12 protein-coding genes, 1 tRNA gene and 1 pseudogene are annotated in these 16,354 nt (G+C 47.2%); 6 read left to right on the top strand and 8 right to left on the bottom strand.

Translation table 11 applies throughout. The features are described 5' to 3' along the window. Together QUB56_RS17040 and QUB56_RS17035 are read left to right on the top strand one after the other, a co-directional pair. Nucleotides 1-1,142 (top strand): annotated as a pseudogene (locus tag QUB56_RS17040) (hypothetical protein); the annotation flags it as partial. 219 nt (nt 1,143-1,361) lie between these two features. After that, a complete protein-coding gene (locus QUB56_RS17035; RefSeq protein WP_332956682.1) occupies nt 1,362-4,682 on the top strand; it encodes a DUF4347 domain-containing protein in 3,321 nt (1,106 codons plus the stop codon). Between the two features lie 98 nt (nt 4,683-4,780). Here the strand turns inward: QUB56_RS17035 and QUB56_RS17030 are convergent, their stop codons facing one another. The 3 genes from QUB56_RS17030 to moaC form a co-directional block, all read right to left on the bottom strand. Further along, nucleotides 4,781-5,083 carry a DUF3181 family protein gene (locus QUB56_RS17030; protein WP_332956680.1) on the bottom strand — a complete coding sequence of 101 codons (303 nt, stop codon included), beginning with the start codon at nt 5,081-5,083 and terminating at the stop codon, nt 4,781-4,783. Nucleotides 5,084-5,147: 64 nt separating this feature from the next. Continuing rightward, nucleotides 5,148-5,405 (bottom strand): 2TM domain-containing protein, encoded by a 258-nt coding sequence (locus QUB56_RS17025; protein WP_332956678.1) that lies wholly within the window; start codon nt 5,403-5,405, stop codon nt 5,148-5,150. An 88-nt stretch (nt 5,406-5,493) separates the two neighbouring features. Beyond that, nucleotides 5,494-6,015 carry a cyclic pyranopterin monophosphate synthase MoaC gene (gene moaC, locus QUB56_RS17020; RefSeq protein WP_332956676.1) on the bottom strand — a complete coding sequence of 174 codons (522 nt, stop codon included), beginning with the start codon at nt 6,013-6,015 and terminating at the stop codon, nt 5,494-5,496. Between the two features lie 78 nt (nt 6,016-6,093). Between moaC and QUB56_RS17015 the strand changes: the two genes are divergently transcribed. After that, nucleotides 6,094-6,167 (top strand) — tRNA-Arg (locus QUB56_RS17015). Between the two features lie 371 nt (nt 6,168-6,538). Here the strand turns inward: QUB56_RS17015 and QUB56_RS17010 are convergent. The 3 genes from QUB56_RS17010 to QUB56_RS17000 form a co-directional block, all read right to left on the bottom strand. After that, nucleotides 6,539-7,783: an MFS transporter gene (locus tag QUB56_RS17010; protein ID WP_332956674.1), complete on the bottom strand. Its 1,245-nt coding sequence runs from the start codon at nt 7,781-7,783 to the stop codon at nt 6,539-6,541. A gap of 185 nt (nt 7,784-7,968) precedes the next feature. Next, on the bottom strand, nt 7,969-9,156 hold the full coding sequence (locus QUB56_RS17005; protein WP_332956673.1) for a glycosyltransferase family 4 protein: 1,188 nt from the start codon (nt 9,154-9,156) through the stop codon (nt 7,969-7,971). 251 nt (nt 9,157-9,407) lie between these two features. Next, on the bottom strand, nt 9,408-11,096 hold the full coding sequence (locus tag QUB56_RS17000) for a DUF2079 domain-containing protein (RefSeq protein ID WP_332956671.1): 1,689 nt from the start codon (nt 11,094-11,096) through the stop codon (nt 9,408-9,410). An 88-nt stretch (nt 11,097-11,184) separates the two neighbouring features. Between QUB56_RS17000 and QUB56_RS16995 the strand changes: the two genes are divergently transcribed. Together QUB56_RS16995 and QUB56_RS16990 are read left to right on the top strand one after the other, a co-directional pair. Continuing rightward, the gene (locus QUB56_RS16995; protein WP_332956669.1) at nt 11,185-12,426 is read left to right on the top strand and encodes a histidine kinase; all 1,242 of its coding nucleotides are present in this window, start codon (nt 11,185-11,187) and stop codon (nt 12,424-12,426) included. A 247-nt stretch (nt 12,427-12,673) separates the two neighbouring features. Next, complete coding sequence (locus QUB56_RS16990; RefSeq protein WP_332956667.1) at nt 12,674-14,038, top strand: transposase; 1,365 nt, start codon at nt 12,674-12,676, stop codon at nt 14,036-14,038. A 92-nt stretch (nt 14,039-14,130) separates the two neighbouring features. Here the strand turns inward: QUB56_RS16990 and QUB56_RS16985 are convergent, their stop codons facing one another. Then, entirely contained in the window at nt 14,131-14,532 is a 402-nt protein-coding gene (locus QUB56_RS16985) for a biopolymer transporter ExbD (RefSeq protein WP_332956665.1), read from the bottom strand. Beyond that, a complete protein-coding gene (locus QUB56_RS16980) occupies nt 14,516-15,175 on the bottom strand; it encodes a MotA/TolQ/ExbB proton channel family protein (protein WP_332956664.1) in 660 nt (219 codons plus the stop codon). The genes QUB56_RS16985 and QUB56_RS16980 overlap by 17 nt, the downstream gene beginning before the upstream one ends. Before the next feature lie 751 nt (nt 15,176-15,926). Here QUB56_RS16980 and QUB56_RS16975 point away from each other — a divergent pair. After that, a partial coding sequence (locus QUB56_RS16975) for a hypothetical protein (protein ID WP_332956662.1) occupies nt 15,927-16,354 on the top strand: 428 nt, incomplete at its 3' end.

Below are 16,354 nucleotides of genomic sequence, written 5' to 3'. Positions count from 1 at the left end.
CAGTTGTCGGAGTTCAAACCGTTGATGTTAATCTTTCAGGAACAGCTACGGATGACGACTTCATAGGGTTCATTCCTACTAGCATTACCATTGCTGACGGTGAAACCACAGGTTCATTTACCCTGAATATCAATGATGATGGAATAGTAGAAGGAACTGAAACAGGTATATTCACAATCTCGAATCCTTCTAGCGGTATTGTTCTGGGAACTGCGACAACAGGTGAAGTGACAATTACCGAGTCCGAGTGCATCTGCGATGACATTGACTATCCCAACTTAAACCAACCGAATCCAGTTGAAAACACCATAATCGGTGGCTCGACAATTCAAATAGGCACTGCCAAAAACGATGAATTCCTAGGCAGTAACAGCGGCAATATATTCGATGGTAGAGCGGGGGATGACAATTTATATGGTGGAGCCAGTAGCGACATCCTCAACGGCAACAAAGGCAATGATTTTATCACGGGTGATAACGGTGATGACCTCCTGTCGGGAGATGAAAATAATGACATTATTCTGGGCGACTTGGGTGAGGATTTAATCTGGGGTGGCAAAGGCAATGACTCCCTAAGTGGTGGCGAAGGTAATGACCTGATTCTGGGTGAGGACAATAATGACTTCATCGATGGTGGCATGGATAATGACACCTTAAAAGGAGGCAAGGGTGACGACATAATGCTTGGTGGTCAAGGTGAGGACTACCTGTTTGGAAACCAGGGCTCGGATACTATCTGCGGCGGTGAAGGTAATGATTTAATCAGCGGTAACGAACAAGCAGATATCCTGGGAGGGTGTGAAGGAAATGATACTCTGTACGGAGGCGAATCCAACGATAGTCTCACTGGCGGTGAAGGTGATGATGTTCTTTACCCAGAATTGGGAAATGATATTTTAACTGGCGGTAGCGGTAATGATATCTTTGTCTTAAATTCAGGTCAAGGATTTGACAGGATTGCAGATTTTACCCTGGGTCAAGATTTGATAGGATTAAGCTCGGGTTTGAGCTTTGGTCAGTTAGAAATAACTCAAAATACTCAGGGAACTATTATCAAGAATATCTTGACAGGAGAAAAGTTAGGTCTGATGATAGGAGTGAGTGCCAATGCGATTACATCGGCTAATTTCCTGTTGATTTAGAGAAAAATGAAAAGTACGAACTCCCCTGCGCTTCCAAAGGGATCTCGTACTTCTACCAACTTTAAAAGTTCTCGCAAAAATTTAACAATTATTCCTACTTTCTGCCGCGCCACTATCGTGGATTGAATCAGAAATCATATATTTTCAATACAAATTGCGATCGTACCCAAATAACATTGCTAAGGTGACAATTGTTTCAGATATAACAATCATCTACCAATGCTAAATACAATTAGAGAGCTCGCTTTCATCGCCTCCGACATCCCAGACAGTCAAACCCTAATCTCGGGCATCAAAAAAGGCATCGAAACCGCCATCCTCGACCCAAACCGGGATGCCATCGCACAAATCACCCAAACCCTCAAAGACAAAAAATACTCAGCCATCCACATCATCAGTCACGGCGCCCCTGGTCATCTGCAGTTAGGGAATACAGGATTAAATATTGAAACCCTCCCCCAGTACACTTTTGAGATAAAACAGTGGCGAGAAAGCCTAACAGCAGAGGCATCCATCCTACTGTACGGGTGCAACGTCGCCGAGAGTTTAGGGGCCGGTTCGCCGACAGATTTGAGAATAATCGACAACTCAAATAAAGCCGCCGCTACCCCACCATGCGGCAATCAATTCCTGACTCAACTGCACCAACTCACCGGGGCATTCATCGTCGCCAACCCCAACCCCACGGGCAACGCAGCACGAGGAGGAACATGGAAACTCACTTCATCCATCCCCCCATCCCCCACACAACCCAAACTCCCATTCACAGAAACCGCCCTCAAAACCTACAGCGGCATCCTGGGTTTAGCCCCCACAGTAGACTTCCCCACTGGGAGTCGCCCCACTTCAGTCAGCATCGACGACTTCAACTTGGACGGTTCACCAGATGTAGCTGTGGGGAACGACGGCAGCAACACCACTTCCATCCTCATCAACACCACCCCCACAGGCGCCACCACCCCCACCTTCGCCCCCAAAGTAGACTTAAACACTGGGGCTAGGCCCTTTTCAGTCAGCATCGGCGACTTCAACGGCGACGGGAAACCAGATGTAGCAACGGCGAACCTTAGGAGCTACAGCACCTCCATCCTCCTCAACACCACCCCCACAGGCGCCACCACCCCCACCTTCGCCCCCAAAGTAGACTTAAACACTGGGAATTTCCCCCTTTCAGTCAGCATCGGCGACTTCAACGGCGACGGTTCACCAGATGTAGCTGTGGCGAACTTTTCTAGCAACACCACCTCCATCCTCATCAACACCACCCCCACAGGCGCCACCACCCCCACCTTCGCCCCCAAAGTAGACTTAAACACTGGGAATAACCCCAGTTCAGTCAGCATCGGCGACTTCAACGGCGACGGCAAACCAGATGTAGCTGTGGCGAACTTTCTGAGCTACACCACCTCCATCCTCATCAACACCACCCCCACAGGCGCCACCACCCCCACCTTCGCCCCCAAAGTAGACTTCCCCACGGGGACTTTGCCCACTTCAGTCAGCATCGGCGACTTCAACAGGGACGGGAAACCAGATGTAGCTGTGGCGAACCAATCTAGCGACACCACCTCCATCCTCCTCAACAACACCCCCAAAGTCAGCATCGCCGCCGGCACTACCCCCACCGAAACAGGCCCCACTAATGGCACATTTACTATTACCCTCGATACTCCCGCCCCAGCAGGCGGTTTAGTCGTCAACTTCAACACCACCGGCAGTACCGCCACCAACCCCAGCCACTACTCCTTAACTCCGGGTACGAATATCACGGCTGTGACTGCCAACACTTTCACCATTGCCGCCGGTGCAACCACCGCCGTCCTCAATGCCGTCCCCGTCGATGATGCTATCATCAACCCAGGCGAAACAATCAAAGTTAACGTCACTGCCGATACCAACAATTGGAACTACTTTCTCGATCCAGTTGTTGAGAATACAACTGCGACACTGACAATTACCGACAACGACGACTTCCCCACAGTCAACCTCTCAGTTTCCCCAGTCACAATTACAGAGACAGGAAGTCCCACTCTCACCGTCACCGCCACAGCATCCAGCGCAGTTGTCGGAGCTCAAACCGTTGATGTTAATCTTTCAGGAACAGCCACGGCTGACGACTTTACAGGAGAAATTCCTGCTAGCATAACCATTCCTGAGGGTGAAACCACAGGTTCATTTACCGTTAATATCAATGATGATGACTTAGTAGAAGGAACTGAAACAGGTACATTCACAATCTCGAATCCTTCTAGCGGTATTGTTCTGGGAACTGCGACAACAGGTGATGTGACAATTACCGACAACGACGACTTCCCCACAGTCAACCTCTCTGTTTCCCCAGTTACAATTACAGAAAAAGGAAGTCCAACTCTCACCGTCACCGCCACAGCATCCCAAGCAGTTGTCGGAGTTCAAACCGTTGATGTTAATCTTTCAGGAACAGCCACGGCTGACGACTTCATAGGGTTCATTCCTACTAGCATTACCATTGGTGACGGTGAAACCACAGGTTCATTTACCCTGAATATCAATGATGATGGAATAGTAGAAGGAACTGAAACAGGTACATTCACAATCTCGAATCCTTCTAGCGGTATTGTTCTGGGAAATACGACAACAGGTGAGGTGACAATTACCGAGTCCGAGTGCATCTGCGATGACATTGACTATCCCAACTTAAACCAACCGAATCCGGTTGAAAACACCATACTCGGTGGCTCGACAATTCAAGTAGGCACTGCCAAAAACGATGAATTCCTAGGCAGCAACAGCGGCAACATATTCGATGGTAGAGCGGGGGATGACAATTTATCTGGTGGAGCCAGTAGCGACATCCTCAACGGCAACAAAGGCAAGGATTCTATCAGCGGTGGTAACGGTGATGACCTGCTCTCGGGAGATGAAAATAATGACATTATTCTGGGCGACTTGGGTGAGGATTTAATCTGGGGAGGTAAAGGTAATGACTCCCTAAATGGTGGCGAAGGTAATGACCTGATTCTGGGTGAGGAAAATAATGACTTCATCGATGGTGACCGGGATAATGACACCTTAAAAGGAGGCAAGGGTGACGACATTATGCTTGGTGGTCAAGGTGAGGACTACCTGTTTGGAAACCAGGGTTCGGATACTATCTGCGGCGGTGAAGGTAATGATTTAATTAGTGGTAACGGACAAGCAGATACCCTGGGAGGGTGTGAAGGAAATGATACTCTGTACGGAGGCGAAAATAACGATAGTCTCACTGGTGGTGAAGGTGATGATATTCTTTACCCAGAATTGGGCAATGATATTTTAACTGGCGGTAGCGGTAATGATATCTTTGTCTTAAATTCAGGTCAAGGATTTGACCGGATTGCAGATTTTACCCTGGGTCAAGATTTGATAGGATTAAGCTCGGGTTTGAGCTTTGGTCAGTTAGAAATAACTCAAAATTCTCAGGGAACTATCATCAAGAATATCTTGACAGGTGAGGAGTTAGGTGTGATGATAGGAGTGACTGCCAATGCGATTACATCGGCTAATTTCCTGTTGATTTAGGAAATCAAGAAAAGGAAATCAAGAAAAGTGCGAGATCCCCTTCGATCAAAAAAGACCAAAAAAGGATCTCGCACTTAAATCCAAATCAACAATTGATATCACATCTTCCGCTGAAATTCTTCAAGCACATCCATCAACTGAACTTGACACTGCATCGGAATCAAATCTGCCAGCGGCACTTCCCGCTTGCCGCCGCCCAACTTGACTGGAATTCCTTGCAAAACTTGTGCAACTCTGTCAGCATCTAAATCGCGATCTTCCAGCATCCGGTAAAGTTGTTGGGCAACAACGGTATGCAGGTGAGCATCTCTCAGATACAAATGCCATTTGGCAATGTCAATGTAGACATTTTCGCCGATTTCAGCGGCTAAGGATTCGATCGCCTGTGTAGTATTAGCCATATCAAAAAAGCCGAAAGTTATTTGTTATCAATCAAAAGACTTAACAAATCGCCCACCACTGCCTTCAGCCAGAATCTTTGGTGAGGGGCGAATAATCGGCGATCGCAAAATGGTAAACCGCGTGGGCCAAAACTACTAGAGCCCATCCACCCGTTACCGAAATAGCCCAAGGCCAATCAGCCTTTTGCAAATTGTGAACAAACCACAAACCAGAATTGGTAGCAGAAAAAAGACCGACGTGGATGGCAAAATTCATCCGGTCATCTAAGCGGCGGTACTCTGGATCGTTGCGATCGGGTTTGCGGGGCCAACGAGGAGGCATATTTTTTCACTTGATATTAGTAGTTCTGGGCTTATTTTAAGCTTAAGTGCAGCTTTTTGAATTCTGCATCCCTCTTTCGGCAGGAAACTTATGCCTCTAAATTTTCATAGTCGCCTGATTTGCCGCCACTTTTGCTTACCAGGCGAATCGACTCAATGGCGATCGACTTGGACAATCCTTTCGCCATATCATACAAAGTCAGCGCCGCCACCGAAACCGCCGTCAGCGCCTCCATTTCCACCCCAGTTTCCGCCTTAATTTTCACCGTCGCCCGAATTTGATACCCCGGCAAATCAGCATCCGCTATCACCTGCACCTCCACACTACTCAGCGGTAGAGGGTGACACAGAGGAATCAAATGCGCCGTCTGTTTCGCCGCCATAATTCCAGCCAGCCTTGCAGTGCCCAACACATCTCCTTTCGGCGCATTCCCCGCTTCAATCGCCGCAAAAGTCTCCGGTAACATCCGCACCCTCCCAGCGGCCACAGCTTGTCGCGCTGTTGCCACCTTCGCCGAAACGTCCACCATTTGGGCTTCACCGCTGTTGTTGAGGTGAGTTAGCTGTGCTGCATCGGGCAATTTAGAAAAAGTTGGCGAAAGGTCTTGCATTATTTTGGTAATGGTGTTAATGTTAGATTCTGTGAGAAAAGAACTTAATCAATTTTAGATTAAATCGCAACTCAACAGGGGCTTGTAGCTTAGTTGGATAGAGTGCATGGCTACGAACCATGAGGTCGGGGGTTCGAATCCCTCCAAGCCCATTGACTTACAACTTCCGTGATTTCTAAAAATCCAAATTTGTACCCAAATCGTACCAGTATCGGTGCAATTTGGGTACAAATGTCTTTTATGAAAGCAAACTCTACTTGATCGCTGATGGCAAGGTTGTGTATCGATTGACCATAATATCCCGGCCGGGCGGGTTTTTGAGATTGGAGATTGTTGGCAAATATTGTTGGTGAACGCGCCCCTACCTGATTAAGGGTAATTGACCGGACATGATATTAGTCATCAGTCATCAGTCATCAGTCATCAGTCATTAGTCATTAGTCATGAGTCAACAGTCATCAGTCATCAGTCAACAGGGAACAGTCAACAGTCATCAGTCATTTTGGTGTTACCGGAATTTAGATCACCTATTCAAAGCATAAACATCTTTGCCTCGACCGATCGCAAATTTCATCGAATTAGACAAGCCCTTGCTAGACTGAGTAATAAAAATCAGCAAAGCCAAGCCAGCGAGTCCAGCCGCCAAACCAAACATATTCCTGTAGCCCACTTGTTCAGCAACAAAGCCTAAAGTTGGCCCAGCAATCGCAATTCCCAAATCAAATCCGCCAATACAAATCGAAAACAAGCGGCCCCTTTCATGAGGTTCGCACCTGTCCGACATCAGCGTTACCATCATCGGCATAACCGTACCGCCGGCGCAACCTTCAAACAAAGCTGAGATTAAAAAAGCACCGCTGTTGTTAGCGAAATACAACAATAACATAGACAGGACATAACAGATTAAGCCCCCAGAAATAAACAAGCCGCGACCGTATTTGTCCGAAGCCCGTCCCGTGACCACTCGCAGACCAAAACTGGCGATAGCCGCCGTAGAATAAAATAAACCCGGATTCAAATTAGCCTTGGTTTCTTGGATAAACAAAGGCATAAAAGTGCTCAAAGTTCCGAATAGCAAACCAACCACCAATAACACTAAAGCCGGAATCCGCACCCGGGGATTCCAGAGCATTTGCCAGTATTTTGGGTTATTTTTGGCCTCAGATAGCGAGTCAGATTTTGTTAAATCGGCAAAATTTGGTTCCGCAATTTTGGAGGTAAAAAATACAGCCGTTGCAGCGAAAGTTGCCGACATCGCAAACAAAGGAGTATAACCAACCCCAGCTTGCACAAATCCGCCAATAGCCGGGCCAAATGCTAGACCAATAGGACTCACCAAACTCATGTAACCAATTAATTCCCCTCGCTTTCCTGGAGGCGACAAATCTGTTACCAAAGCGCTGTAAGCTGTGGTAAAAGCAGCGATACTAATGCCGTGAAAAGCGCGAATAAGTAACAGTAAGGGGATAGATTGAGCTAAGAGGTAGCCCAGAGGGGCAATCGCAGCGACTGAGGTGCCTACAAGCAAAACTTGTTTTCGCCCCCTGCTGTCAGCTATTTTACCCAACTGCGGCCTCGATAGCAAAAGTCCGATCGCAAATGCACCCATCACAAAGCCAATTTGCTGTTTTGTGCCGCCCACAGATTGAACGTACAGCGACAAAGTTGGCAGCAGCGAAGCCATACTCGACCAGAATAGCAGCCCTGCGGTGAATAAAGTCAGCAAGCTGCGTCTGGGTTGGGGTTCGATGTCCCTAAAAATATTCAAGATGCCAATTCCCTTTAAATTGTCTGAATGCACTCAAAGTAAGGTAGATTTCGGCAGTTTTAGTTCCTGCCTTTAGATTGCAGAATCCGGTTTAAATACCCCTTTATATCTTAGCCTTTTAGAGAGGGAGTTCGTTTGATAAGTAGCGGTTGAAACCGCCGAGAGTTATCTTCAACCTGTCAGTTTTACCAATCAACCTCAGCCCTTTCCTCCACCACCCGGTGATAAACCCATTCGGTTTCCATCGCCAACTTCGGCCAACTAAACCGGCGTTCCAAATCCTCATAAGCATTGTCAACCAACCACCGCGCGTAACCCGGATTTTTCAGCACCTCCAAAATTCCCCAGGCCAAAGAATCCCGATTGTTTGCCTCAGTAACAACGCCAGTTTTAGTGTGCAGCACCACCTCTGGCAAGCCGCCCGCATCCGAAACCACCACCGGCACCCTTGCCGCAAAGCTTTCTAACGCTACAATCCCAAAAGGTTCGTAAAGACTGGGGAAAACGGCGCAGTCAGCAACCGTCTGAAATTTGTCGAGATGTTCCTCAAACATGAAGCCTGTAAAATAACACTTCTCCCAAATTCCTAAATGCCAAGCTAAATGTTTTAGATGGTCTGTATTGCCGCCGCCAACAATTACAATTTTCGCTTTACCGCCCATTTCCCAAATTACTTTAGGTGCCGCATTCAGAAATACAGAAATACCTTTTTCGTAGCTAATTCTTCCTACATAATAGACTATTTTTTCGTCGTCTGCCGCAAACTGGCGGCGGAAGTTCATGGCATCAAATTCGTGGCGGCGCGGCTTTTTATCCGGTCTAATTCCGTTGTAAATTACCTCTATTTTGTTCCAGGGAGTCGATAGTACCCGTTCGGCTTCCCGCCGCATATAATCGCTGCAAACAATAACCCGCCAAGCGTTGTAAGCGAGGTCGTTTTCCTTGGCGTTAATGTAGCGCTGCCCCTCATTGTGGATGCCGTTGAAGCGCCCGTATTCGGTGGCGTGGATGGTGGCAATTAGCGGTACTTTAAAGGTATGCTTGAGGGCGATCGCCGCATCTCCCACCAACCAATCGTGAGCGTGGATGATATCAAAGGGGCCTTCCTCCAGCATCAGTTTGCCGCCTTGTTTGCCCATGCTTTGATTGAGGTTCCCCACCCAGTGAAAAAAGTCCCTGGCGTGTCCCACCACCACCCGATGCACCTGTATTCCTTCTACCACTTCATACATCGGCGCGTGGCCGAACTCTACTGTAATTAAGTGAATCGAGTGGCCTAGCTTCACTAATTCTGGATACAGTTCCGCTACGTGGCGGGCGATACCGCCTACGATTCTGGGAGGAAACTCCCATGCCAATACCAAAATTTTCATCTTTCTCCCCTCCAAAGATTTTATATATCTTAATGTTTAGGATTAACAAATTTATTGTAAAATAACCAGCCTTGAATGTTAGTCGATCGCAAGTTTATGCCCAAAGCCTGACTTTTGGCAGCAACCAGGACCCAAAATCATGCAAAAACCCGGTTTTTGCATGATTTTTCTCGATCGCCATTGCCTGAAACAAACAGGTTTCCTCAAGATTTTTGCCACGGTCGGAAGCAAGGGTTCTCGCGTCTAGCCACTTACCCTTTCTTCAAAATCGGCTCCAATTCGCGGCGAAAATCGGTCCAAGCAGCAGCCGATGCAGAGTTAGAAACAGCACCCTGACGCATCAAAATCGCACCGTCTTCAAAGCCAACAATTCCGTACTCTCCTGATTTGGACATTCGATCGATCGCCGGTACGATCTCCTGCAACTGTCCCCGTTCCGCGCGAAACGCAGCCTGATACTGCAGCAACTGCCACATATCGGCAATTACATATTTCATCTTCACTGGCTTCCCTGCATCATTGCGCAGTTCAAACATCGGAAACCTGAGAATTTCCCGACGGCTTGACAAAATCGGCACAATAGTATTCGTCGCTGCCACGCTAGCATCAGCAGGAATTTGAGCCAACAGTGGCCGCACTTGCAAAACGTGCTGCCACTGTCTGACCAGAGGAACCTGCACCCAAGGGTCGATCGCATCAGGCAAAATCCAAGAAAAAGTCCGATTTGGGTTAGAAGTGAAGGTAAAAAATAGCGACAAGCAGATACAAAACGCCCAAAATCGGCGAAACTTTGAAGACGAAGGCAGAGGAAATAAAGCAGAAGGAAAACGCAAAAACATTCTTTCCTCTCTCACCATTCTATCTTCTTCCTTTTGACGCTCGGCCCACCACAGAATCGCCCCATAAAAAAGCCCTGGAACCACAGTCATCGCATAGCGGATATTAATCGCCAGCACCGACTGTCCTTTCGCTAAAAATAGCTTTAGCAGCGGAAATCCAGCTATCATCCAAGACGCAGGCGCGAAAGCTGGAACCAAAGCTAATGGCAACCACTGGCCAAGCAGGTATCTAATCTTACCAAAAAACGGAGTAAATAATGCAGCCACCAACCGCCCGGGATTGCTAACCATTCCCCAAATAATTTCAAGAGTCGAAGCTTCATCTCCATCGGCATATTGACCGAAGCGCTCCATCATAAACCGCTGGGATATATCAGCAGAAAACCTAGGCATAATCAGATTGGTGAGGACGATCATATAACCAAAACTGAGTATGCAGACAGCTAAACCAGTCCGAGGGTAGCGCCGGCTCAAAATCAGGTAAACTCCGACGCCAAATAACACAACTCCCCCATCTTCTCGCACGGCCAAAATTAAAGTTGCCAGAATCCCAAACAGCGGCCACCAGCGCTTCTCCATCGCCAGCAGCAAGCCAAAGACATACAGCGGGATTTGACAAATATCGTGAAAATTGCCCAAAGTCGGACCGATGACCGCGTTAGCGCAGTAATAGCTCACCACAATTGTCGCCGACAGCCTGGGTTCGAGATAGTGTCTGGCGAGAACCCAGAGCACTCCTCCAGCCGCCGTAATTAAAGTCACCTGCAACACAGTCAAAGTGACGGGCGAGGGAAACAGCGAGTAAATTGGCAGCCACAGCATCAGCGCTGGGGTGAAATGCTGCCCCAACCGGTAGTAAGATACGGACGGGAGCTGGTTTTGGTGAACCACATTAGTGGACAAAGCCGAAGAGAGGGAACTCTCAAACAAGTGACCCCGAGTGCCGTTCCAAAAAAGTTGATTGAAAATGCCTTGGTCGTAAGTAGCGTAAAAGCTGTAGTAGCGGTGCAGCGTCAGCAACAGGCACAGCACAAAAAAGGCGGCCGCCACTTGAACCACCACCCGCAGCGACTCATTTTTCTTCCATCTCAAAAATATCATCGGCCCGCCGTAATGAAATTATCGGACAATAGCATAAATCTAAAGTAAGTATTAAATTAAAGTAGAAGTGAAATAACTCGGCTCGGCAATGCTCAATTATTTTCACCCGATCGAAAAGCTCAACAGCGTCCATCCAACACCCGGCACCAGCGATACCGACTGTTCTCCCGAACAGCCGGGCAATTCCGCACCGCTTTTACAGCTTTTGCTGTTTGTAGACAAGCGTCCCTCTTCCCGGGAACAGACCAGACACATCCGCAAGTCCCTAAAGGATTTGAAGGCAGAGTGCGACTTTGAGCTTCAAGTCATCGACGTAGGAGAACAGCCCGATTTAGCCGAACACTTTAAACTTGTAGCCACTCCCTCGCTGCTCAAAATTCATCCCGAGCCGCGACAAACTCTCGCCGGCAGCAATTTGATCGCCCAACTCGAACACTGGTGGCCCCGCTGGAAGCGTTCTGTAGAAGAATACGCAGATCCGCAGCAGTCTGCCCCAGCTCTTGCTGAAACCCTGACTGACCCAAAACCAATCTATTCCGTTGCTTGCGCCGTCGAACTCGTGCAGCTTTCTGATGAAGTTTTTCGCCTCAAACAGGAAAAAGAACACCTGCAAGAGCAGTTGCAGTTGAAAGACCGGATTATTGCAATGCTAGCTCACGACCTGCGCAATCCTTTGACGGCCGCATCTTTGGCTTTGGAGACTTTGGAGTCAAATCAGAAGGTGAAAGAGGGGGAAAAGTCGCGCTTGACACCGACTCTGGCGGCTCATTTGATGAAACAAGCGCGCCGCCAAATCCGGATTGTCGATCGTATGATTACAGATATCCTGCAAGCAGCCCGGGGTACAAACGCTCAACTCCACATTGAACCAAAAAAAATCGAACTGGGGGCGATTTGTCAAGATGTAATCCAGCAGTTTCAAGACAAATTTCAGGCGAAAAGTCTGAACTTAGAAACAGACATTCCCGCAGATTTACCCTTGGTTTATGCCGATCCCGATCGCATCAAACAAGTCATAGTCAACCTGCTTGACAACGCCAGCAAGTACACGCCAGACCGAGGAACTGTTAATCTTTCAATTCTCCACCGCACCGCTTACAAAGTTCAAGTCAGCATTTGCAACAGCGGCCCGGGAATTCCTGAAGAAGATTGCGCGAGCATTTTTGAAGACAGCTTTCGCTTGCAGCGAGATAAATCAAAAGACGGTTACGGCATTGGGCTGTCTCTGTGTCAAGGCATCATCCGCGCCCACTACGGTCAAATTTGGGTAGACTCCGTACCCGATCGAGGCAGTTGTTTTCACTTTACCCTGCCCGTTCAAAATAAGTAAACCTACATCAATACTTTCAGCTACTCTATCCAACATTCCTAGGATACTTCTACGATCTGACCGCTTTAAGCCCACAATTGGACGCAATTATCAAAAAAAAGGGGTTTAAAACCCCGTCCTTCTAGGACGGCTTTTTGTGGGCAAAAGTATAAACCATTGAGCTATTCTAATAAAAATATGTAACAAATGTAGTTAAACAAGTAATTCCATTGTACATTAAGAATAGCTCAAAAAAGAAGAGTCAGACTTGTTAACCAACTATGTGTACAAGTTGCGCCAAAATCAAACGCAAGACTTAAAAACGTCCAATTGGGTAGATATGTTGCGGAGTCACTACAACTGGTGTCTGAATGACAGAATTACTCAATACAGCCAACAGTTCATACAAGGAAACTATTGCGAAATTAGGACAAAAAGTGAAGCTTGCCCCTTAACCAGTTGCGTTAGTAGAAACGGTGCAACTGGCTCGCCGTGGAAGGTCGGAAAAATAGATAAAGACGGCAAAATCAAAAACCCTCGACGCAACCCAGGCGACATTCAAATTACCGCATTGCCAGAGTTAAAAGCGGCTAGACCTTGGTTTGCCGGAATAGACTCAACGGTTCTACAGCAAAATGTCAAACGGTTAGACACTGCTTACAAAAACTTTTTTGAAGGTCGGCGTTTTCCCAAGTTCAAGAACCGCAGCAACTTTACATCCTTCACTTTTGTGATGGGGGTGAAAATACAAGGTAACAAAATTTATTTACCTAAGTTGGGCTGGATGCGTTTTCACAACTCACGTCCGATTCCCATCGGTTTTACCATTAAAGCCTGTACCGTGAGAAAACGGCAAAATGGCTGGTACGTATCGATCGCGGAGGAAAAATCTGTTCCCGATTACACTACAAAACCTCTCAAGGATGTCGTCAAAGTAGTTGGATGCGACATGGGAATTACTAAATTAGTCCATCTGTCAGATGGATCTCAAATCGAAAATCCCAAGTTCTCAACTACGAAGAAAGCTAAACGCACCCTGAGAATCAGGCCCAGACGAGTCAATCGAAAAGCTAAAGGTAGCAAGAACCGCAAAAAAGCAGCTCAGAAAGTGGGGCTTTTTCACCAAAAGATTAGCGATAAACGCCAAGCTCACCACTGGAAAGTCGCCCATAAAATTGTATATCGCAAGATTGACGGCATAGCTTTGGAGGATTTGAATATATCAGGAATGATGCGCCGCTGCCGAGTAAAAATTGATGAGAAAACAGGTAGATTTCTGAAAAATGGGCCAGCAAAGAAGAAAGGTTTAAACCGTTCTATCTCTGACGCAGGTTGGGGTGAATTAATTTTGAAGATTGAGTGTCTGGCTGTAAAGCAAGGAAAAATCGCAATCAAAATTAATCCCAAGCACTCTAGCCAAGAATGCCGGAATTGTGGCAATATAGACAAGTCAAACAGAGATGGCGAAAAGTTCATCTGTGCTAAATGTGGCTACCACGAACACGCCGATATCGGTGCAGCAAAAACGATTAGAGATCGAGCGCAAGAAATTGGTACGCGGGGGCTCCGCGAAACGGGAGTGCTTGCACCTAAACGCCCAAAAGATATCATCACGCCGGGCGAGCAAACGTGATGAGTTTGGGAACCCTGGAAACAGGGATATTGAGTCAGAAATTTCTCAAGAATCCTCGCGCCTTCAGGCGCCCGGAGTGTCAAATTAGCTCTCTACTTTATGGTAGCAATCCCTAACTTAGCTCCCTTAATTCGGCGTAACCGATCCATAACTTCGACAACATTTCCGTGATTGACGCTTTTATCCGCATTCAGCACAATTAAGGCGCTCTGACTTGAACCCATCACTTGTCGCACCGTACTCTCGATTTGGTCTAAGTTGACTAACTTTTTATCAACCATGAATTTTCCCTGAGCATCGAGCGTGACGGTAATTTTAGCAGGGGAGTCCTGAACTTGAGACGTTGATGCTTTCGGTAAATTTACGGGCAGACCCTCGGATTTGGATAAAGACAAAGAGGAAACAATGAAAAACGTCAATATGGCGAAGGTTACATCAATCAGTGGCACGATGTTGATCTGGGCAATACTCTCAGGTTCATCGGGTAGGCGCATAATTAGATTCTCTTGGTAGTTGTTCGTAGTGGTGACGGTACAATAGCTCTAGCTGGCCTCCGGCTTCCTGAATAAAAGCAATCTGCTGTAAGTAAAACCCGCGAAACATATTGGCAAATAAGAGTGTAAAGATTGCCACCACTAACCCCATTGCCGTAGAAACTAGGGCTTCGCTAATCCCCCCGGTAACGCCCGCGGCATTGGTGCCTGCAGCATCTCCCAGTTTGAGGGAGTCAAAGGTGGTAATTAAGCCCAAAACTGTTCCGAGCAACCCAAATAGCGGGGAGAGGGTGATAATGGTGTCAAATATTGTATTGAATCGCTTCAAAACGGGGATTTCTGCCTGAGCTGCACTCTCTAAAACCAAACAAAATTCTTCGATGTTGGGCGAGTCTAATTCTAATGCTTCCAAAAAAATTCGGGCTAAGGGCAAATCAGCGTTTACTTGTAACTTTTTGATGGCGGAATCCGGGTTTTGACTGTAAAGTTTTAGCACTTCCCGGACGACCCGCCGCTGTCGCCGATTCACTTTAAACCAAAAGACAAGACGCTCTAAAATTAGTGCGACTGCTGCGATTGACGAGGCAAGCAACGGCCAAGAAACAATGCCCCCAGCGCGAAAAATGTAAATGAAATTATCCATTAGTTTGTATTCTCGTTACCTGTGTTGAGTGATGGCAAGCTGCCTAATGGTGCAATTAGCCCGATCGAAGGCTGGTAGAGTTTCTGCGTCAAGCCGACACAAGTGATTCTGACGGAGAATTGTTTCACTCAAGGGCGATCGCGATCGCACAAACGCACTACCTGTATGTGACTATTTTCGTCTTTACCCAAAATGCTTCTACTGCGATCCAGACCGATTTTTGTCCCAGTGCTTGCTTGCTCAATATTTGCGTTAGGACTTGAAAATAATCTTTGATACTTTAAAAGATTCTCAACTAGGTTTCCACAAATTTCAGTCCTTGTCAAGCTCTCACCCACAAAATTTGATATAAAATACTTATTAAAAATAATTAAATTATAATAATAAATTATTTAAAAATTCTCTAAAAAGCTTGAGAATGTTAAAATTTGTTGGTAAATTGCGGGCTAGAGTATTGCATTTAACGCATTTTGGAAGCTTGCGCTGCCAGAATCCAAACATTGACAGCGCCCATGGGAGCAACGTAAGCCCACCCAAAGGAAATGCTGATGGGTGGCGCCTACTCACTCTATCAAAATTAAATAAATGAAAATTAATTGCAAGAGTCTTGAACAGGGTGACAGTCTTCTTATAGGATGGGTAGGTTCATCTTTGATAGCAAGCTCAACCCGCAGTTGGTAGCTTGTTTCGGGTGATGTGGGGGAGCCAGCGAGGATGTTGCCAACCCATCCATAAAGGAGATTGATAAGGCATGAGTTTTTCAAATATTTCGGCGACGCAAAGACAACAACAAGAAGAAGCTCTCAAAAAAGTTCTGGTGCTCAGTCTGTTAGGCTCAACCTTCCTGCACGGTGTCGCGCTGCCGTTGAGCCTCAACTTGGTCAAACCTGCTGAATTTTCACAGGATTCTATTGAAGTTGTGATGCTTGATGAGCCTAAAGTAGAGGAAACCAAGCCAGAGCTGGCTATTGAAGAAAAGGTATCTCCCCCGCCTGAGACGTTAAAACCAGAACCGCCACCAGAGCCAACTCCCCCAGAGGAGCAACCGGTAGCAGCAACGCCACCGCCGATTCCCGAGGAGCAACCGATAGCGGCAACGCCCCCGCCGATTCCCGAGGAGCAACCGATAGCGGCAACGCCCCCGCCGATTCCCGAGGAGCAACCGATAGCGGCAACGCC

This window comes from Microcoleus sp. AR_TQ3_B6 (assembly GCF_036702785.1).
Taxonomy (GTDB): domain Bacteria; phylum Cyanobacteriota; class Cyanobacteriia; order Cyanobacteriales; family Microcoleaceae; genus Microcoleus.
The sequence above is the reverse complement of the archived record's forward strand: the minus strand, read 5'-3'. Positions and strand labels throughout refer to the sequence as shown.